The 18,574-nt window shown below is 41.1% G+C and carries 15 protein-coding genes, 2 tRNA genes, 1 rRNA gene and 1 pseudogene; 9 read left to right on the top strand and 10 right to left on the bottom strand.

Translation table 11 applies throughout. From position 1 onward, the window contains the following. Positions 1-161: 161 nt before the first annotated feature. From QI031_RS05625 to QI031_RS05615, 3 genes are all read right to left on the bottom strand, one after another. Positions 162-234 (bottom strand) — tRNA-Ala (locus QI031_RS05625). An 88-nt stretch (positions 235-322) separates the two neighbouring features. After that, positions 323-396 (bottom strand) — tRNA-Ile (locus QI031_RS05620). Between the two features lie 128 nt (positions 397-524). Further along, a 16S ribosomal RNA gene (locus QI031_RS05615) occupies positions 525-2,013 on the bottom strand. 537 nt (positions 2,014-2,550) lie between these two features. Between QI031_RS05615 and QI031_RS05610 the strand changes: the two genes are divergently transcribed. The 4 genes from QI031_RS05610 (at position 2,551) to QI031_RS05595 (ending at position 8,732) form a co-directional block, all read left to right on the top strand. Beyond that, positions 2,551-4,173, top strand: a complete 1,623-nt coding sequence (locus tag QI031_RS05610) for a CPBP family intramembrane glutamic endopeptidase (protein WP_281484220.1) — start codon at positions 2,551-2,553, stop codon at positions 4,171-4,173. Positions 4,174-4,924: 751 nt separating this feature from the next. Further along, a complete protein-coding gene (locus QI031_RS05605) occupies positions 4,925-5,200 on the top strand; it encodes a TM2 domain-containing protein (RefSeq protein ID WP_281484219.1) in 276 nt (91 codons plus the stop codon). Between the two features lie 392 nt (positions 5,201-5,592). Further along, positions 5,593-8,010 (top strand): heavy metal translocating P-type ATPase, encoded by a 2,418-nt coding sequence (locus QI031_RS05600; protein ID WP_281484218.1) that lies wholly within the window; start codon positions 5,593-5,595, stop codon positions 8,008-8,010. A gap of 215 nt (positions 8,011-8,225) precedes the next feature. Next, entirely contained in the window at positions 8,226-8,732 is a 507-nt protein-coding gene (locus QI031_RS05595) for an FHA domain-containing protein (protein ID WP_281484217.1), read from the top strand. A 260-nt stretch (positions 8,733-8,992) separates the two neighbouring features. Here QI031_RS05595 and QI031_RS05590 read toward each other — a convergent pair whose 3' ends face one another. Beyond that, positions 8,993-9,340 carry a hypothetical protein gene (locus tag QI031_RS05590; protein WP_281484216.1) on the bottom strand — a complete coding sequence of 116 codons (348 nt, stop codon included), beginning with the start codon at positions 9,338-9,340 and terminating at the stop codon, positions 8,993-8,995. A gap of 185 nt (positions 9,341-9,525) precedes the next feature. On the opposite strand from QI031_RS05590, the gene thyD reads away from it, so the two are divergent. Continuing rightward, complete coding sequence (gene thyD / locus QI031_RS05585) at positions 9,526-10,446, top strand: thylakoid membrane protein ThyD (protein WP_281484215.1); 921 nt, start codon at positions 9,526-9,528, stop codon at positions 10,444-10,446. 64 nt (positions 10,447-10,510) lie between these two features. On the opposite strand, the gene QI031_RS05580 is transcribed toward thyD, so the two are convergent. The 3 genes from QI031_RS05580 to QI031_RS05570 form a co-directional block, all read right to left on the bottom strand. Beyond that, positions 10,511-10,753: a hypothetical protein gene (locus QI031_RS05580; protein ID WP_281484214.1), complete on the bottom strand. Its 243-nt coding sequence runs from the start codon at positions 10,751-10,753 to the stop codon at positions 10,511-10,513. A gap of 426 nt (positions 10,754-11,179) precedes the next feature. Beyond that, positions 11,180-11,602, bottom strand: a complete 423-nt coding sequence (locus QI031_RS05575; protein ID WP_281484213.1) for a tetratricopeptide repeat protein — start codon at positions 11,600-11,602, stop codon at positions 11,180-11,182. 134 nt (positions 11,603-11,736) lie between these two features. Further along, the gene (locus QI031_RS05570) at positions 11,737-12,093 is read right to left on the bottom strand and encodes a HesB/IscA family protein (protein ID WP_281484212.1); all 357 of its coding nucleotides are present in this window, start codon (positions 12,091-12,093) and stop codon (positions 11,737-11,739) included. A gap of 324 nt (positions 12,094-12,417) precedes the next feature. Between QI031_RS05570 and QI031_RS05565 the strand changes: the two genes are divergently transcribed. The 4 genes from QI031_RS05565 to QI031_RS05550 all read left to right on the top strand — a co-directional run bounded on the left by QI031_RS05565 (position 12,418) and on the right by QI031_RS05550 (position 17,833). Beyond that, positions 12,418-14,052 carry a DUF6930 domain-containing protein gene (locus QI031_RS05565; protein ID WP_281484211.1) on the top strand — a complete coding sequence of 545 codons (1,635 nt, stop codon included), beginning with the start codon at positions 12,418-12,420 and terminating at the stop codon, positions 14,050-14,052. 1,381 nt (positions 14,053-15,433) lie between these two features. Further along, positions 15,434-15,610 (top strand): ribbon-helix-helix domain-containing protein, encoded by a 177-nt coding sequence (locus QI031_RS05560; RefSeq protein WP_281484210.1) that lies wholly within the window; start codon positions 15,434-15,436, stop codon positions 15,608-15,610. Between the two features lie 291 nt (positions 15,611-15,901). Beyond that, positions 15,902-17,341 carry a 9,9'-di-cis-zeta-carotene desaturase gene (gene zds / locus QI031_RS05555; RefSeq protein ID WP_281484209.1) on the top strand — a complete coding sequence of 480 codons (1,440 nt, stop codon included), beginning with the start codon at positions 15,902-15,904 and terminating at the stop codon, positions 17,339-17,341. 45 nt (positions 17,342-17,386) lie between these two features. Continuing rightward, positions 17,387-17,833, top strand: a complete 447-nt coding sequence (locus tag QI031_RS05550; protein WP_281484208.1) for an SRPBCC family protein — start codon at positions 17,387-17,389, stop codon at positions 17,831-17,833. A 46-nt stretch (positions 17,834-17,879) separates the two neighbouring features. Here the strand turns inward: QI031_RS05550 and QI031_RS05545 are convergent, their stop codons facing one another. The 3 genes and pseudogenes from QI031_RS05545 to QI031_RS05540 all read right to left on the bottom strand — a co-directional run bounded on the left by QI031_RS05545 (position 17,880) and on the right by QI031_RS05540 (position 18,497). Further along, positions 17,880-18,098 carry a type II toxin-antitoxin system HicB family antitoxin gene (locus QI031_RS05545; protein WP_281485940.1) on the bottom strand — a complete coding sequence of 73 codons (219 nt, stop codon included), beginning with the start codon at positions 18,096-18,098 and terminating at the stop codon, positions 17,880-17,882. A 25-nt stretch (positions 18,099-18,123) separates the two neighbouring features. After that, positions 18,124-18,207: pseudogene (locus QI031_RS31695) on the bottom strand (type II toxin-antitoxin system HicA family toxin); the annotation flags it as partial. Positions 18,208-18,260: 53 nt separating this feature from the next. Beyond that, positions 18,261-18,497, bottom strand: a complete 237-nt coding sequence (locus QI031_RS05540; protein WP_281484207.1) for a 2Fe-2S iron-sulfur cluster-binding protein — start codon at positions 18,495-18,497, stop codon at positions 18,261-18,263. Between the last annotated feature and the right edge of the window lie 77 nt (positions 18,498-18,574).

The following is an 18,574-nucleotide window of genomic DNA, read 5'->3' as shown; positions in this document are numbered from 1 at the left end:
AAAATGCAAACACAATTCATCTCATCAAAAAATAAATGTCTGTGTCTGCCTGCTAATTTCGCGTTACTATGCAGTTTTCAAGGTTCTGGCTGAGAATCTCTCAGCAGTCTGACATTATATACCTACATGCCATGTTGCTGATTTCTCGTCAAATTTACAGGTGGAGATTAGCGGACTCGAACCGCTGACATCCTGCTTGCAAAGCAGGCGCTCTACCAACTGAGCTAAACCCCCAGATACAATTAAAAATTGATAATTAAAAATTAAAAATGAATATAATTCAATTTTTAATTTTGCATTTGACATTTTTAATTGATTCAGGTGGGCCATCCTGGACTCGAACCAGGGACCTCACCCTTATCAGGGGTGCGCTCTAACCACCTGAGCTAATAGCCCCAATCCGAACCTTCATCATAGTTTGAAAGCACTCAATAATTCAAGTAGAAGCGACCGACCTCGGTTTGACCAACTCAATCTTTATTTGCATTTTGCTTTCAAGATTTGAGGGGTGTAGGTCTCCCTTAAAAGGAGGTGATCCAGCCACACCTTCCGGTACGGCTACCTTGTTACGACTTCACCCCAGTCACCAGTCCTGCCTTAGGCATCCTCCCCCACGAATGGTTGGAGTAATGACTTCGGGCACTACCAGCTTCCATGGTGTGACGGGCGGTGTGTACAAGGCCCGGGAACGAATTCACTGCAGTATGCTGACCTGCAATTACTAGCGATTCCTCCTTCACGCAGGCGAGTTGCAGCCTGCGATCTGAACTGAGCTACGGTTTTTTGGATTTGCATCACATTGCTGTGTAGCTGCCCTTTGTCCGTAGCATTGTAGTACGTGTGTAGCCCAAGACGTAAGGGGCATGCTGACTTGACGTCATCCCCACCTTCCTCCGGTTTGTCACCGGCAGTCTCTCTAGAGTGCCCACCCGAAGTGCTGGCAACTAAAAACGAGGGTTGCGCTCGTTGCGGGACTTAACCCAACATCTCACGACACGAGCTGACGACAGCCATGCACCACCTGTGTTCGCGCTCCCGAAGGCACCTCTCCCTTTCAGGAAAGTTCGCGACATGTCAAGTCTTGGTAAGGTTCTTCGCGTTGCATCGAATTAAACCACATACTCCACCGCTTGTGCGGGCCCCCGTCAATTCCTTTGAGTTTCACAGTTGCCTGCGTACTCCCCAGGCGGGATACTTAACGCGTTAGCTACGGCACGGCTCGGGTCGATACAAGCCACGCCTAGTATCCATCGTTTACGGCTAGGACTACTGGGGTATCTAATCCCATTCGCTCCCCTAGCTTTCGTCCCTCAGTGTCAGTTGCGGCCTAGCAGAGCGCTTTCGCCACCGGTGTTCTTCCTGATATCTACGCATTTCACCGCTACACCAGGAATTCCCTCTACCCCGAACGCACTCTAGCCGTGTAGTTTCCACTGCTTGTATGAGGTTGAGCCTCACTCTTTAACAGCAGACTTACAAGGCCACCTGCGGACGCTTTACGCCCAATCATTCCGGATAACGCTTGCATCCTCCGTATTACCGCGGCTGCTGGCACGGAGTTAGCCGATGCTTATTCCTCAGGTACCGTCAGAACTTCTTCCCTGAGAAAAGAGGTTTACAACCCAAGAGCCTTCCTCCCTCACGCGGTATTGCTCCGTCAGGCTTTCGCCCATTGCGGAAAATTCCCCACTGCTGCCTCCCGTAGGAGTCTGGGCCGTGTCTCAGTCCCAGTGTGGCTGATCATCCTCTCAGACCAGCTACTGATCGTCGCCTAGGTGCGCTCTTACCACACCTACTAGCTAATCAGACGCGAGCTCATCTTCAGGCGGCAAGCCTTTTACCTTGCGGCATATCCGGTATTAGCCACCGTTTCCAGTGGTTGTCCCCGACCCAAAGCCAGATTCTTACGCGTTACTCACCCGTCCGCCACTAGCTCCGAAAAGCCCGTTCGACTTGCATGTGTTAAGCATACCGCCAGCGTTCATCCTGAGCCAGGATCAAACTCTCCGTTTTGATGGAAGTGTTTGCTTTTTAGCTCACATATAATATATGAAAGACTGTTGTTTATACACTCCAGCCTAGTGTTTCAATTTACTTGACGCTGACCACTTGCTGTATAATCGCTTTCAAACTATAATATTTTCAAGGTTCGGTTGCCTTTCGGACCGCGCTTTGCGGCGCTCTCCTCTAGGCACTTATCTAATATATCTACCCCACACACCTTTGTCAACTCCTTTTTGTGAGTAATTTGAAAAAAGATTTTTTGCCCACCTTCAAACCTATATAAAACAGGGGCTTTAGGTAAGTAATAAAAGGCTGTGATGCATCAATGGCAGCAAGAAGCCGTTAATTGTATATATTTCTGAGTCTTATAAATCCTCAGCTAAGGTCAAGGAATAGAGATTGAGCAGGTTGTAAATTACAAGTCTATATAGATATAGATGCGATCGCAAGCTTGATAATATTAACGATATTTATCCACCTCATGCTTTTTATTGCGATAATTCCCTAGGGGGCTACGTTCTCCATTGGCTAGTGAAAGGGGAATAGATGACTATCAAGCGGCTGGTTTTAATATTTGTGCTGACACCGATAGCAATCCTGTTGTCGGTTACATCTTTATTTAGTAGTTGGCAAGAACCTCAATTTCAAAGTCGTCTAGAACTTTATCAAACCAATATTGCTCTGCAAGCCCAAGCTTGGCAACCTCAAAATAGCAACGATGATAATTTAACAGCAATTCGGACAGCAATACTTGGTGAGCAACCCCTGGAAAGCGCTACAAATCAGTATCAAGAAGCGCGTAACTCAGTTCAGGCTAATTTAGATAAAGCCAAAAACAAACTTACACAACTACGCTCTCAATCTAAAATCACTCCCGTACCTCCTAAACCGTTACCAGAAACTCCTACTAATAATGCCTCCGGTGGGCAACAGCAGAAGTTGCAGCAGTCCTTAAAGCAACTGCAAAAGTTACTGAACGAACTAGACTTGCGTTTGGGTATTTTACAAGCACAACAAGGGCAGACAGATACAGCACTTAAAATTTGGAGCGAATTACAAAAACGAGTAGAAACAGACAAGCCAGATATAAATTTAGTACCCAATACCCCTCCTTATGCTGATAGCAATGAATTTGCAGGAACGGCTGCTGTATTAAGTGGACTTTGGAGTGATCCTCCTCGGATTTTACCCAACGCCCAGCAGTTGATTCAAAAGAACTTAGAAGGTTGGTTTCGCTCTACTGCTTTGGTTCGGTTGTACAAACTTCAGCAACGACAGGAAGCTTTATCAGCAATTCAAACTGCACAACAAGAGGCTGCTAACCAAGCTGTATTGAAATTAGCATTGATTGGCACTATCCCAACTTTAGCAGCATTAGTAGGTATGATCTTGCTAATTTCCTTATGTGTTCAGCGCTTGTTAAAGGGAAAAGTTGCCTTGTTAGCTCAAAATGCTGATGTACCTTGGTCAACGCCTTGGAATGGTGAAACAATTTTGCAGGTTTTTATCCTAGGTTTTTTCTTCATGGGACAGATTTTTGTTCCTCTGTTCTTATCAATTATTCCCATTCCACGTCCTGCTGGTAATGTCAGACTTCAGGCTGTTTATGTTTTGGTTAGTTACCTACTGGTAGCTTCAGGTGCGCTTTTAGTGCTATATTTTTCTATTAAACGCTTTTTCCCACTTCCAGAGTTCTGGTTCCGCTTCCGTTTGCAGGATAAATGGTTTTTATGGGGACTAGGTGGCTATTGTGCTGCTTTACCCATTGTTGTATTAGTGTCATTAATTAATCAACAACTATGGCAAGGGCAAGGTGGTAGCAATCCTTTGTTGCAACTAGCACTGGAAAGTCAAGATGGTGTAGCACTAGGTATATTTTTCTCTACAGCTGCGATCGCAGCTCCATTTTTTGAAGAACTTTTATTTCGTGGCTTCTTATTGCCTTCCCTAACTCGTTATCTTCCTGTGTGGGGAGCAATTATTACCAGTGGTTTGTTATTTGCGATCGCTCACTTGAGTTTGTCGGAAATTTTGCCATTAACGGCTCTAGGGATTGTCTTAGGAGTAGTTTACACGCGATCGCGCAACCTTTTAGCTCCTATGCTTCTCCATAGTCTATGGAATAGTGGCACACTATTAAGCCTATTTTTATTAGGTAGTGGTAATTAATAGAACGGCATGAATACAGTTGAAAACAATATAAATATTTGCTTTCATCTGCATATATAAAGGTAATCGACTAGTTCTTGTACTAATTCAGCGTAAACGTATTCAGAGTAAATGCAAGTATGCCAATGGTAAAGCTAATTTCGGCAACACTGTCAAATTGATGACAATTTTTTAAGTAAATATTGAGTATTATCTGAATAACTTTAAGTTGACTGTCAAGATTTTGATTGTTCTTTTAAGCGGTTTGTAGAAGATATCACAACTCCTGTTTTTAGATGCGGGAGTTGTAAGCAATAGTTAAATTTAGGTGATGACTAGATTGTTTCCTAGTCAATGAAATATGCTCTGTGTGATAGATACAGATATTATCAATTAAAGTAAGTGTATCCTCGCCCTTGTTGCAGCCATCTCAAAAAAGTCCGGAAATAATACTGATGCACTTGTAAAAAGTGTTGTGGTACTAACGTTGTTAACAATTACGGGTATTATTTTTACTCAAAAGCTTTGTTTGACTTAAGAACCTACAAAAACTACCGTCCTGCTGAAATAATCACAATTAAAAGCAACGTGAGTTTGATAGCTGACCACAGAATAGGACAACCTGCATGATTGCATGATCTTGTATTTTTGCTGATATTTTCTGTGGAGTAGTGGCACATTACTTCATTAAATATTCAGAAAAGACAAGTGTATTTACTTGCGTTAAAAGTTTATTTTTTATACATATTCATCTAGGAGCAATGCATAATTTATGGCAAATCTTAACCCTAGCCACCCAACCAAACAACTTTTAGCTGGTTACTGTGGGATCATTTTTGGAGGTTTTGGAGTGCATAAGTTTATTCTAGGATATGCTCCAGAAGGCTTCATTATGCTAGTGATATCCGTTGTGGGTGGTTCTTTCACTTACGGCATTACCTTTTTAATTATGCAACTTGTAGGTTTAGTTGAAGCCATGATCTACTTGAATAAATCTCCCGAAGACTTCGTTAATACATATTTTGCGAACAAACAGGGCTGGTTTTAGAAATTCCCGTATCACAATTTAATTACTATTTTCAGCGATAAGTCTGTAGGACTACTGCCAATTTATTCTTACTGATATGCTAGCCATTAAACGTAAACAACTTACCTGGGTGATATTTTTGCTTGTGGGTATAGGATATTTCAGCGCTATGTCTAATTTAGACATCAACTATTTTTGGAAAAGCTTGATTGCCCTGATGCCTATACAGATAGGAGCTATTATCTACATAACTTATCTACGCTGGAACCAAAGTTGAAACTTGGATTAATGCCATAACTTAATAAAATTAATATTATTTACGTTCTGTCGTAGTTGCGAATTTCGTCTACGCTCGAAGTAGAGACGCTTTGAATCAGGCGTAAAATCTTCAGTAGCGAATCCAAACACTTGCCATGCAACTTGTTCCAAAAACTAAGCTGACCCCAGAACCACTTCCTACCTCAGAGAAAATCATTTTTGATGTTGGAGGAATGAAATGTGCTGGATGTGTGAGCGCTGTAGAGCGACAGCTAACTCAACATCCGGGAGTCAAGAATGCCTGTGTCAATCTGGCAACAGAAGTAGCAGTCGTAGAGTCAGAAATCGGTGCGATAGATTCAGATGCACTGGCAAAGCAATTGACAGCAGCAGGATTTCCAACTCAACTCCGCAGCGCTAAGGACAAGATAGCTGGTAAGACAGTTACCTTAGAAGACCGAGCAGAAAGACAGCGCCAAGAAATGCGCTCTGCATTTAAGCAGTTAGCGATCGCTGGAATACTATTAATATTGTCGGGAACCGGACATCTTAGCAATATCTTTGGTACAACATTACCCGTATTAAATAACATCTGGTTTCATTGTGGACTGGCAACAGTAACACTACTAATTCCCGGCCGTCCAATTTTAATAGATGGCTGGCTAGGCTGGCGGCGCAATGCACCTAACATGAATACTCTTGTGGGGTTAGGGACATTAACAGCTTACACGGCAAGTTTGATCGCGCTATTGTTTCCCCAAATGGGTTGGGAATGCTTCTTTGACGAACCAGTAATGATGCTGGGTTTTATTCTGCTGGGTAGAACATTAGAAAAACAAGCTAGAGGCAAGGCTGCGTCTGCATTTAGAAAATTGTTAGCACTCCAGCCACAGACAGCAAGGTTGATTCCCGACCCAAATCCAGAGACAGGAGGATTGGGATCAAATATTATTGAGATTCCAGCTGAACAAGTACGCACAGGGGAATGGTTACAGGTACTACCAGGAGATAAAATTCCTGTTGATGGTGAAGTTCGCTTCGGACGTACAGCTGTGAATGAATCAATGCTGACTGGGGAAGCAGTACCAGTAGTTAAGCAACCAGGAGATTTAGTCGCAGCAGGAACCATCAATCAATCAGGAGCGATCGCTATCCAGGCAACACGTATTGGTAGTGATACCACCTTAGCTCAAATTGTCGCCTTAGTAGAAGATGCCCAAACCCGTAAAGCCCCAGTGCAGAAATTAGCGGACACAGTAGCTGGTTACTTTACCTACGGTGTATTGAGTGCTGCTGTATTGACATTTATTTTTTGGTATTTTTTCGGTACTCATATTTGGTCTGATGTCACAGCTTCAGGCGGAATGGAAATGCTCAGCCATACTGCACATAATACCCATTATTCCTCATTATCTACTTCTTCCTCCCCACTTTTAATTAGTTTAAAACTAGCGATCGCAGTTATGGTTGTCGCTTGTCCTTGTGCTTTAGGACTCGCCACACCGACAGCCATTATTGTCGGAACTGGCATAGGTGCAGAAAAAGGTCTGTTAATTAAAGGTGGTGATGTTCTCGAAAGAGTACATCAACTGGACACCATAGTATTTGATAAAACTGGTACTTTAACCACAGGCAATCCCACGGTTACAGATTGTCTATCGATTGGGGAACTGAATGATCAAAATCCCCAATTTCTCATTCAACTAGCAGCAGCAGTAGAAAGTGGTACTTACCATCCTCTGGCAAAAGCAATTCAGCAAGAAGCGCAGCGACAACAGTTATCTATCCCTGATGCTGTAGATTTTCACACAGAACCCGGACTGGGTGTATCTGCGGTAATAGAGGGTACAACTGTGTTATTAGGTAACTGGAACTGGTTAAGTTGGCACGGGATTGATATCAATGAAAATGCTCAACAGATGGCTCAGAAATTAGCAGCAGATGGGAAAACCGTTGTTTATGTAGCTGTTGCGAGAACTTTAGCCGGACTAATTGCTGTTCAAGATACCCTCAGAGCAGATGCTCAAGCCACAATAGAGAAGTTACGCCAGATGGGTTTACGGGTAATGCTGCTTAGTGGTGATCAATTAGAAGCGGCTAATGCTGTAGCCAAACAATTAGGATTAAGTAACACTGATGTCTTAGCAGGTATTCCCCCCAGTAAAAAAGCTGCTGTGATTCAAGAATTACAAATGAAATCTGTTGCTAAAGTCGCAATGGTTGGAGATGGAATCAATGATGCTCCAGCTTTATCGCAAGCAGATGTAGGAATTGCTTTACATTCGGGAACAGATGTAGCGATGGAAACCGCTGAAATTGTCCTCATGCGCGATCGCTTAAATGACGTTGTAGAATCAATTGAACTAAGTCGTGCTACTTTCAATAAAATCCGTCAGAATTTATTTTGGGCTTTTGGGTACAACACAATCGGTATTCCTCTAGCAGCAGGTGTTTTATTACCAAACTTGGGTTTTGTTCTTAGTCCATCTGGTGCTGCTGCATTAATGGCTTTTAGCTCAGTTAGTGTAGTCACCAATTCAGTTTTATTAAGGCGGCTAGCTCATCGTCTGTAAGAACCTTTGAGAGAATATTACAAATCAAATGTTGGTTTTTCCCATCTCAGGTTAAACTAAATCGAGAGTTAGGTGTTATGCATCTCATAAAGCCTGTTGAGACTCGTTCTAGAGCAACAGCATTACAGAGTAGAACAATAATGTTCTACTCTTGTCAGTAAATAATGCAATATTTAATTCACCAAAATCAATACCAAAGACTGTAGTACGTGAGAATGGCAGGAAACCATACTAAAAAAATCCTAGTTAATCAAACTTTTACCGATTCTAGCAAAGACGTATCAATGGTATTAGAAAGCAATGAAAGCCATCTATTAATTCTTGAAGACGATCAAGGTCGTAAAGAATTTCCTTTGGAAAACCCCGTCTACTCTATCGGTAGAGACCGTGAGTGTAACATCCGTTTGGTATCTCAATTTGTCTCCCGTCGCCATGCTACATTAGTCAGATTGCCACACAAACATAATAATCAAAGCTATTATTACCGAATTGTAGATGGTGACGCTAAAAACAAGCCTAGTGCTAACGGTATGATGATTAATGGGCGCAAGATATCAGCCCACGATTTGAAAAATGAAGACGAAATTGTTTTTGGTCCTCAGGTACGTGCCATTTATTATCTATTAAAAAATACTCAGCGATCAGGACAGACGGATTCTAGCGAATACGATATTACCCTCATCAACCCCGGTATGACCGAAGATGAGGATATAGAAGATTGAAAAAAATACCAAATTTAATTATCAATTACGGCTAGGACAAGGAATTAGTAGTCACACAATAACTCTGTGAAACCCTTTTTACTTCGTGTCTTACCGTGCGGGTACTCCTTATGGAGAAATCGTAAGAATAGCTGCTGGCGCGTCTACGTGTCTTTTGTAGTTAGTTTTTTCATAATTTTGCGTAATTCGTGGGAGTAATAGAGTTTTCCGTAAATTTAGCTAGCCACAGTCAATACTGTGACTACAGGCATAAATCACTATTACCCAGCCAGACTTTCAATCAAATGCCAATGACGACTTTCTTCAATCGTCTGCTTGATAAATTCAAACATTTGCCGACAGTGATTATCAACTTGGAGTGGTAGTTCCTCGTTTTTAATTACAATACTCATTCTGGTTTCTGTTTCAGTAGCTGTTGATTTATCAATCAGTACTTCCGCTTTAACCAGCTTAGAGAAAGAAACATTACCAGGAATCTCACGAGCCATAATGTAATCGGTTGTGTAGTATTGAATCTCCAAATCACATTCTTGTAAAAGATCTACAAGTAATGGATGAAGATCGTCAATAGTAATAGAAACAATAAACGAACAGGTATAGCGAGCCATAATAGCCCCACCCCTTAAAACACTCCGTCCATCCTATAATACCGAAGCATCTAAACGGCAAGTCATTGGCAGATTTATTAAAGAGATTGGCCAGAGTTTCTCAATAACCGATACCAAATAAAGAAGCAACGCTGGTTAAAAAATTGATAAAAAACCTTAAAATAAGGGATTGGTGGAGGTGCATTATGAAAATAGCAGTTACTGGAGCAACAGGATTTGTAGGTAGTCGTTTGGTAGCACGGCTCCACAAAGAGGGTAATAGAGTACTAGTGTTAACGCGTAACACCACTTATGCTCAAAAGGTTTTTCCATCTGAAGCTTTCTCTAATGTAGAAATAGTTGCCTATACACCAACTGTATCTGGTTCTTGGCAAGATGCCATCGCTGGTTGTGATAGTGTAGTAAATTTAGCAGGAGAACCGATCGCAGAGGAACGGTGGACACCAGAACATAAACAAAAAATCCTTAATAGCCGTCAATTAGGTACGCAGAAAATAGTTGAAGCAATAGCTAATGCCAATCCTCAGCCGACTGTGTTGGTTAACGCTTCAGCCATTGGCTACTACGGTACTAGTGAAACTGCGACTTTTGATGAAAGCAGTTCCTCTGGTAGCGACTTTCTCGCTCAAGTTTGTCAAGTTTGGGAAGCAGAAGCTAGAAAAGTCAAAGATGCTGGTGTACGCTTAGTAATTCTGCGCTTCGGTATTGTTTTGGGACAGGGTGGTGCTTTGGGTAAAATGATTATGCCTTTTAAACTCTTTGCCGGTGGCCCAATTGGCAGTGGTAGGCAGTGGTTTTCTTGGATTCACGTTGACGATTTAGTAAGCTTGATTTTGCAAGCTTTAACAAAACCAGAAACTGAAGGTGTATATAATGCCACTGCACCTAACCCTGTCCACATGACAGATTTTTGCCAAACACTAGGACAAGTGATACATCGCCCCTCGTGGTTGCCCGTACCTGCTTTTGCCCTTGAAGCTTTGTTGGGAGATGGAGCGATGGTAGTTTTAGAAGGTCAGCAAGTACTTCCCAAACGCACCTTAGAAAGTGGCTTTGAATATCAATATCCTAATTTACAACCAGCGTTAAGACAAATTCTTCAATAATATTTTTTTAACAGTAGTCAGTTTTTACTACTTTTAGGCTGACTACTGACGAAGAATAACTAATCTAATCAGTCAGGAATTTTTTTGAAACCCAACTTACAAGACCACTGAGAATAGCACCCCCCATCAAAATGCCAATGGCAGGGTTAAATAGAGGTTGCCACAGTTGATGCCATAAATCTAGACCCAAGTTAACTCCCGCAGCATCTCCGATCGCAGCAACTACTAACCAGCCAAATCCTAACAAAACCAAGAATACATCAGCGACTAAAATTAAGTTCAGCCAATTTAATAATTTATCTTTCATAAGGGATTAGGAACTAGAGACTAGAGACTAGGAATTAGGGTTTAGGGAGTTAAAAGGGCTAGGGACTTTTTTGATTAGATAAATTGTTGGTATCTAGACCCTAGCGTTTAACAGTGAACACTTCAACAAGCGGTAGTGGAATCTCGGCTTCGCGGCAAGCGATGCACTGACTTCTTGTGCTGAGCGTCCTTCGACTCCTTTCGACTGCGCTCAAGGCAAGTCGCTCAGGAACCATAGTCGAAGTAGCCGTAAAGCCTGCGGCATAGCTAGGCTTAACGCGCAGCGTCTTTGACAGGAGAAGGGCGCAGTCGAAGTAAGTCGAAGTGTCGAAACTCAGTGCATCGCAGTAAACATTGATGTATTTATTTTGGATTGAAGTCCTCGACTGAATCAGTGAACAGTGATAACTGGTAACTGATTTAATTCTTACTCTTCAAATAGCCAGCTTTTGACTTTTGCCAAACTCTGCCAATCTGGTTTTCTACTTAAACCGTCTTCAATACTATTGACGATTTCATCTCGCCATTCTGGGTTAACAAAAATTAACTGTTTGACAAAATCAATGTGTTGCCGCAACCCTTTCTGTCCTGTTTCCAACATAGCTACAGCTAAATTAATTCTGGCTTGTGGATCTTGAGGACTTAACTTGACTGCTTTCTGTGCAGCTTTATAAGCCAAGTTGGATTTGTCATCAAGCAAATACAACCAAGCTAAACAAATCCAAGCTGAACTAGTTTTAGGAGCGCGATCGCAAACTTCCTTAAATACAGGGATTAGAGAATCCGCTGATTCACCAGCTTTATAGCGTTCTAAACCTGTATCAAACAGGGATTCAATTGTTTGAGTCATAAAAAATACATTATGTAGTCACTAGTCGGTAATCAGTGCTGAGACAGCGCTATGTTCGTGTAGCATCTTTGACAAAAGAAAAGTACCCGAAGAGTCAATAGCAACTGACAACTGACAACCAACAACTGACAATATTACACTCCAAATGACTTACCACAACCGCAGGTTTGAGACGCATTGGGATTAGTGAACTGGAAGCCGCCGCCAATCATAGCATCGTTATAATCAAGCATTAAGCCATAGAGATAGAGTAAGCTTTTGCGATCGCTCACAATTTTGAAGCCATCATAGTCAAAAACTTCATCTTCAGGGGTGATCTTGCTGGCATCTTCAAAGTCCATCATGTAAGACATCCCCGAACAGCCACCTTGTCTAACTCCTACCCGTAAACATAAGTCTGTACCTTGCTTGTCCCGGAGGAATTTTACTTGACCTAAAGCTGCTTCGCTCAACTGAATGCCGCGTTGTTGAGACTGAGTTACTTGTGTCATTTGCTTTTTAAACTCCTTAAGTTGTCTAACGATTACCGGATCTAGGCTGAATGCTAATAAGTATTCTTGGGGTTTTTACATCCATTCTAGCGATAATTGATGTTGCTAATTGCCAAATTGTAAACACTTGCTTCAAAGCAGGCCAAGGTTTTTATTCTAGAATTGAGAAACTCGGTGTATTTAGAGATTCGGTATTCTTAGAGTTCCGGCCTTGTAGAAGCCTGAGTCGCAACTACTCTTCAGATGCAGCCAAGAAGATTACATCCAAGGCTAGTCATTTCCAAAACTCTATTTCCAAATAGCTTCTTTTGATTAACTTACTCTATGACAAGTTTTAATCGCTCTACCAGTCGTCGGTTGAAAAAACTAACTCAAATTCCTTCTGTATGGGAGGGCGATCGCCGTCCAATGTCGTCGTCACAAACGTTGCATTCAGATTTAGAGGCAAAGGGCGAATGTATTCTTTGGGTGGATGGTTCGCAGGGTATTGTTCGGGGAATGGACGTGGTAGCTCCAGAAACAGGCCCAGAAGCAATTGTTCGTACCTTAATGCGAGCAATGGAACATCCCCACAGTCCAGCCAAACCCGCTAGACCCCAAAAAATTGTAGTCAAAGATCGGGAGATTCAATTTTATCTGCGTGGCGTGCTGCAAGATTTGGACATCGTTATTGACTACGCACCAGAACTACCTTTAATTGATGAACTGTTTCGCGGATTTGCCGAAATTCTCGATAGCCAAATTCCCGATTTACCTCCACAATACGCGCAAGTCTTGCAAGATAAAGCATTCGCTATTTGGCAAGCTGCTCCTTGGGAATTTTTGGAAGAACATCAAATCTTGTCAATAGAGATCAATAAGTGGGATGTTAGTACACTTTATGCTTCGGTGATGGGAATGCTGGGGATGGAGCATGGAATTTTGTTTTATCGCTCAGAAGATTCTCTCAAGCGGTTTCGAGCAGCAGTTTTACAAGATGACGAATCTCAAGAACGTTTAGAAGAAGCTTTTCTCAAACAAGATTGCCTATTTTTGACTTTTGAACATGCGGATGATGCCGATGAGGATGAAGATGAAACCAATGATTTAGCAGATTTACCTTTAGCAGAAATTGAGCCAACCTTTGGCAATATCCATCCTTTAGAGGGACTAAGGTCTGTTTTGTATGATGAAGAGGCGCTGGTTGTCTTTGTCGCTTTAGAAAGTCTTTGCCGTTTTATCCGCGATCATCGTCGCCAGCTTTACAAAGAAGCATTCCCTAGTCTGAGCCGCCGCTATCGCATTTCTTCTCCTGAATTACATGAAGTCACTAAATCAGTGTCTGTAACTGTCTCGACAATGCCACAACTGGCAGCAGAATTAGAAGAAATGGCAGGTTTTGGGATTCAAGAGCCAGAATTTGGGGAGGATGTCTCTTTGACATTCCGTTCCTTGCGCGATGATTTGATACCAGAAGACTCTTTTCTTAGTTTGGGAGTAGTCACTTGGGAAATGCTGGAGTCCTTGCGTAAAGGAATTTCATCTCATCAAGTTTGTGAAATCAAACAAGCAGGTGACGGACTACCGGTAATTTTAATTCAAACTTCTCGTCCTAAGGCTAAAACTGTAATTGAAAATATTCAAGCAGCTGGCGGACTCAAAGCAATTTGCTTTAATCCAGGTGCTAACCCTTTTGACGGCGATCGCTACGATCTCGGTTTATTGCAAACTCAAAATGACGAGTTGTTTCTGTTCGGCGAATTTTTAGATGACGATCCAATTCATATAGAAGCCCGCAAAAAATGGAATCGGCGGTGTAAAAATACCAAAGGATATTGTGGCTTGATTATAGCTAAAGGACTAACGGGAGCTTCCCGGGGAAATCCCCAACCACGAGATATGATGGCTCTGTTTGAAACGCGATCGCTTTCACCCAAAGACTTAGGTATTGGTACTCTCCAACTCATGCCTCAAATTTAATTAGCATAAAACTTTACTCAAACCAAGTAGTCTTTCAGTACGTAAGTCGGTGAAATAAAATCAAACTATGTGAATAAAAGTAAATAAGGCTCAAACTCTTTTTCCCCTGCTCTTAGTCACTGAGCGACTTGTACTGAGCGTCCTTCGACTTTGTTCAGGAACCATAGTTGAAGTAAGCTGAAGTGCTGCACCCTGCTCTATCCCAACCGATCAGTGTTGACATCGACCTACTTATCACCATCTGCATAGACAATTTTGTTCATGTCTATGCATTGCTTTTGTAACACAATTAATTTACTGAAAATTCATGAAGTAAGTATATTTCTAGAATTGACTTATAATTTTTGGTTAAACTAAACCAATTAAAAATAATAAAATACCTCATAAAAAACTGGCAAATAACTATTGATCTTTATTGCTGTTTAACTAACTGTAATATATTACCTTTTTTCAGTATTTATCTTTTTGTCTTTCAACAATATTAACAAAAACTTTAGATAAACAACTTGATTCTTCATGTTTTTCTTATAAAGAAAAATATTACATAAAATTAGTCTTTAGATAAAGATTAATTAAAGCCTGTAAATCGTGGCTATAATGGCTTTACGCAGGAAAATTTAGACCGAAGATTCCTTAAAAAAACTATAACAGGAGACTTATGAAAATCATTTTTGGCTAATTTTTAGTCTACTAATTCTAGACAAAGTAAGATCTTTGTTCAGAAATGAGAGAAACACTACTTAGAAAAATTCTTAGTGAATCACCTTGAAAAAACAACAAATTTACTTTGAATTTTAAATTTTATAGCGTTTCTCAAAGAAAACAATCTTATCTTTCATAACAATATGTCAAAAACAATCAATATAGAAATTTGATTACTAAGATTAGTAGCAGCACATTTGATCACAATGCTAGTAGATGAAAGTGATCTAAATTAAACAAATACCTGTTGCAATCTACATAAACAAGCTGTTACTCATTTATGCACTCGGTAAATATTACAGATGCAAAAACAAATCACTAAACTTTAACCTCATACTGTCAACTTATGATCTTCTAAAATTTTCAGTTGCATATATTAGCTAGATGAACAAGATGAACAAGATAAGACTATTTTTGTATTTCTAGAGAATTTTATTAACAGACTTTATATAGTCACAATATGGAGGTCGATATCTTTAATTACCAAAAGTTAAATATTTTTCCTATTACAACAGCAATCCCTTTCTTGTATTTCCTGGAAAAATGATGAACAATTTGACAAATTAGGCATCTTTAGTATCAGTCTCATTACTTGTGTTTTTGACACGAACTCTGATAATCTTATCGTCTTAATGTTGAGTTAATTGTTTTTTGATGGTGTTGATATACAGCAGATAGCATGATAATGACTAACAAAAAATGGGCCGTAAAACGTATAACTGTGAATTTAGCAACACAGGAAGCAGAAAAACTGGATAAATACTGCCAGCAAACAGGTAGACCTGCAACTGATGTAATTCGCGAACTAATTAGAGGATTACCTGTATCAGATGACAATAAAGAAGGAGATAGATAAGAAGGTGTTTGTACAGCATTTCAGATTATGGCTTTTGCAACTAAGAAATACTAAAAATATGTTTTTTTAGTCTACCTTTACTGACTAAACTTTGTATATCAAAGTACAAATTTGTTAGTCATTAGCCTATTCAGTCATCAGAATTGCAAGGAGATATAAAAGCAAATTTATTACCATAAAACATACCACTTTTGAACATTTGCCTACAATATTGGTATACTTGATAATCAGTAGCAAATTCCGACACTAACCCAGTTACAATCTGTAAAGAAACTGAAAAGGAAAGACGGAATGCGTGTTGCAATTATGGGGGCGGGATTAGCTGGACTAGCAACCGCTGTAGATTTAGCTGATGCTGGCTGTGAAGTTCAGATCTTTGAATCCCGTCCATTTGTAGGTGGTAAAGTCGGCAGTTGGATTGATGGAGATGGCAACCACGTTGAAATGGGGTTGCACGTATTTTTTGGGTGCTACTACCAACTGTTTGACTTGATGGATAAAGTGGGGGCATTGTCAAATTTACGCCTTAAGGAACATACCCACACCTTTATCAACAAAGGGGGGCGCACTGGTGCTTTAGATTTCCGCTTCTTCACAGGAGCGCCTTTTAACGGCTTAAAGGCATTTTTTACTACTTCTCAACTTTCTTTACAAGATAAAATCCAAAATGCGATCGCCTTGGGTACTAGCCCCATAGTTCGAGGGTTGGTAGACTTCAATGGCGCAATGAGAACCATCCGCGATTTAGATAAAATTAGCTTTGCCGATTGGTTCCGCAGTCATGGTGGTAGTGAAGGTAGCATCAAACGGATGTGGAACCCCATTGCTTATGCCTTAGGGTTTATTGATTGCAACAATATGTCTGCCCGTTGTATGCTAACAATCTTCCAGTTATTTGCAGTTAGAACTGAAGCTTCCATACTGCGGATGCTGGAAGGCTCCCCCAATGAATATTTACATCAGCCCATCTTGGAATATTTGGAAGCACGGGACACTAAAATTTACACCCGTCGGCAAGTGCGAGAAATTCAGTTTACAGATTCAGATGAGCAAACGCGCGTGACTGGTTTAGCAGTGGCCAAAGGTGATGCAACAGAAATTATCACTGCTGATGCTTACGTCTGTGCCTGTGATGTCCCAGGAATACAGCGCATTTTACCGCAAGAATGGCGCAAGTGGTCAGAATTTGACAATATTTACAAGCTGGATGCAGTTCCAGTGGCCACAGTACAGCTGAGATTTGATGGTTGGGTGACAGAACTGCAAGATGCAGAGAAACGCAAACAATTAAATCAGGCTGTAGGAATAGATAATTTGCTATATACAGCTGATGCGGACTTCTCTTGTTTTGCCGATCTGGCTTTGACTAGCCCTAGTGATTTTTATCGCCAAGGACAAGGATCTTTGTTGCAACTGGTATTGACACCAGGAGATCCATTTATTAAACAAAGCAATGAAGCGATCGCCCAGCATGTCCTTAAGCAAGTGCATGAACTGTTTCCCTCGTCGCGGGAACTGAATATGACTTGGTACAACGTGGTGAAATTAGCTCAGTCTCTCTACCGGGAAGCACCGGGAATGGATATATACCGTCCTAACCAAAAAACGCCACTGCCTAATTTCTTTCTAGCAGGTAGTTATACTCAGCAAGACTACATTGATAGCATGGAAGGAGCAACAATTTCAGGACGGCGTGCAGCAAAAGTCATCTTAGAGAATGTTAAACAGTAGTATTTATGCGATCTTTGATCCATACAATCTCAAATCTAAAATAAAATGGCAGACTGGTTAGAGCATAGTGTGCAGGTAGAAGTAGAAGCTCCTATAGAGTTAGTATGGAGCCTCTGGTCTGACTTGGAGCAAATGCCCCGCTGGATGAAGTGGATTGATTCAGTGAAGATTCCACCAGATAATCCAGAAATTTCTCTTTGGAAACTTAGTACTGGCGGTTGGGATTTTACTTGGAAATCTCGCATCCTCAAAGTTATTCCTAATCAAATTATTCAATGGGAATCGATTGATGGGTTGCCGAATCAAGGAGCGATTCGCTTTTATGATCGCCACGGTAGTAGTATTGTCAAAATGACTATTTCTTATGCTATCCCTGGGTTTCTGGGCAAACTCATGGATAACTTGTTTTTAGGACGGGTGGTGGAATCGACTTTGATGGCTGATTTGGAAAGGTTTAAAGAATACGCTTTGAATGTTAAATCTAATAGCTAAGGCAGTTGTTTAACTATCTTAGCTATTAGACATAAAAAAACTGAAACTATGCGGCGTTACACACTGTTGGCTCTGGAAGTGCATCGCCCGCAGCTTCATAAGCAATAATTAAAGATTCTAAAGCTTCAATGCCGTTAGTTACTGCCAATTCGTAAGTATCCCCATGAGTTCGCCAGCGTTGTCCGGGAAAATCTGGGAAGCCTACCAAGAAGCAATTGTCTTCTTCTGACCATTGAATAACCATCTGGTATTTAAGATTACTTATCCTGTTTTTTCCCTTCGACTTCCTCGTTAGTATGACTTCCTTTGCCTGGGAGTTCTGTAAAACCACTTTGGCGAAGCATTTGCTTCAACTCCCGGATTTTCTTGGGCATTGATTTTTCTCAAAGGTGCGATCGCCATTCTCAAAAGTGTGTCTATTGAAAAATTACCAAGTTGGATCACTAAAAAGATTTATTGTCAATTCTTTTTGGGGTGGTACTGCTGTTATGCAAGCGCGGATGACATCACCGTCTTCAAGTTCCACAGTACAAGCATGACAAGATCCCATGAGACAGCCTGTAGGAATAAACACTCCAGCTCGATCTGCTACTTCTAACAGGGCTTCTCCCACTTTGGCATCAACGGTGACATCATCTGGCAAAAAGCGGACGCGAACATTCATGAAATAATTTGCCTAGCTAAGTACAGCTTTGCGTAAAATTGTAGCGTTGTTAAATGCATAGTCAGCGCAAAGGCATA

Source organism: Halotia branconii CENA392 (genome assembly GCF_029953635.1).
Classification (GTDB): domain Bacteria; phylum Cyanobacteriota; class Cyanobacteriia; order Cyanobacteriales; family Nostocaceae; genus Halotia; species Halotia branconii.
Note: the sequence above shows the minus strand (reverse complement) of the source record. Positions and strands in the feature narration are given on the sequence as shown.

Coding starts and splice junctions, on each gene's coding strand:
- QI031_RS05610 (WP_281484220.1), top strand. CDS start 2,551: ATGACTATCAAGCGGCTGGTTTTAATATTTGTGCTGACACCGATAGCA.
- QI031_RS05605 (WP_281484219.1), top strand. CDS start 4,925: ATGGCAAATCTTAACCCTAGCCACCCAACCAAACAACTTTTAGCTGGT.
- QI031_RS05600 (WP_281484218.1), top strand. CDS start 5,593: ATGCAACTTGTTCCAAAAACTAAGCTGACCCCAGAACCACTTCCTACC.
- QI031_RS05595 (WP_281484217.1), top strand. CDS start 8,226: ATGGCAGGAAACCATACTAAAAAAATCCTAGTTAATCAAACTTTTACC.
- QI031_RS05590 (WP_281484216.1), bottom strand. CDS start 9,340: ATGGCTCGCTATACCTGTTCGTTTATTGTTTCTATTACTATTGACGAT.
- thyD (WP_281484215.1), top strand. CDS start 9,526: ATGAAAATAGCAGTTACTGGAGCAACAGGATTTGTAGGTAGTCGTTTG.
- QI031_RS05580 (WP_281484214.1), bottom strand. CDS start 10,753: ATGAAAGATAAATTATTAAATTGGCTGAACTTAATTTTAGTCGCTGAT.
- QI031_RS05575 (WP_281484213.1), bottom strand. CDS start 11,602: ATGACTCAAACAATTGAATCCCTGTTTGATACAGGTTTAGAACGCTAT.
- QI031_RS05570 (WP_281484212.1), bottom strand. CDS start 12,093: ATGACACAAGTAACTCAGTCTCAACAACGCGGCATTCAGTTGAGCGAA.
- QI031_RS05565 (WP_281484211.1), top strand. CDS start 12,418: ATGACAAGTTTTAATCGCTCTACCAGTCGTCGGTTGAAAAAACTAACT.
- QI031_RS05560 (WP_281484210.1), top strand. CDS start 15,434: ATGATAATGACTAACAAAAAATGGGCCGTAAAACGTATAACTGTGAAT.
- zds (WP_281484209.1), top strand. CDS start 15,902: ATGCGTGTTGCAATTATGGGGGCGGGATTAGCTGGACTAGCAACCGCT.
- QI031_RS05550 (WP_281484208.1), top strand. CDS start 17,387: ATGGCAGACTGGTTAGAGCATAGTGTGCAGGTAGAAGTAGAAGCTCCT.
- QI031_RS05540 (WP_281484207.1), bottom strand. CDS start 18,497: ATGAATGTTCGCGTCCGCTTTTTGCCAGATGATGTCACCGTTGATGCC.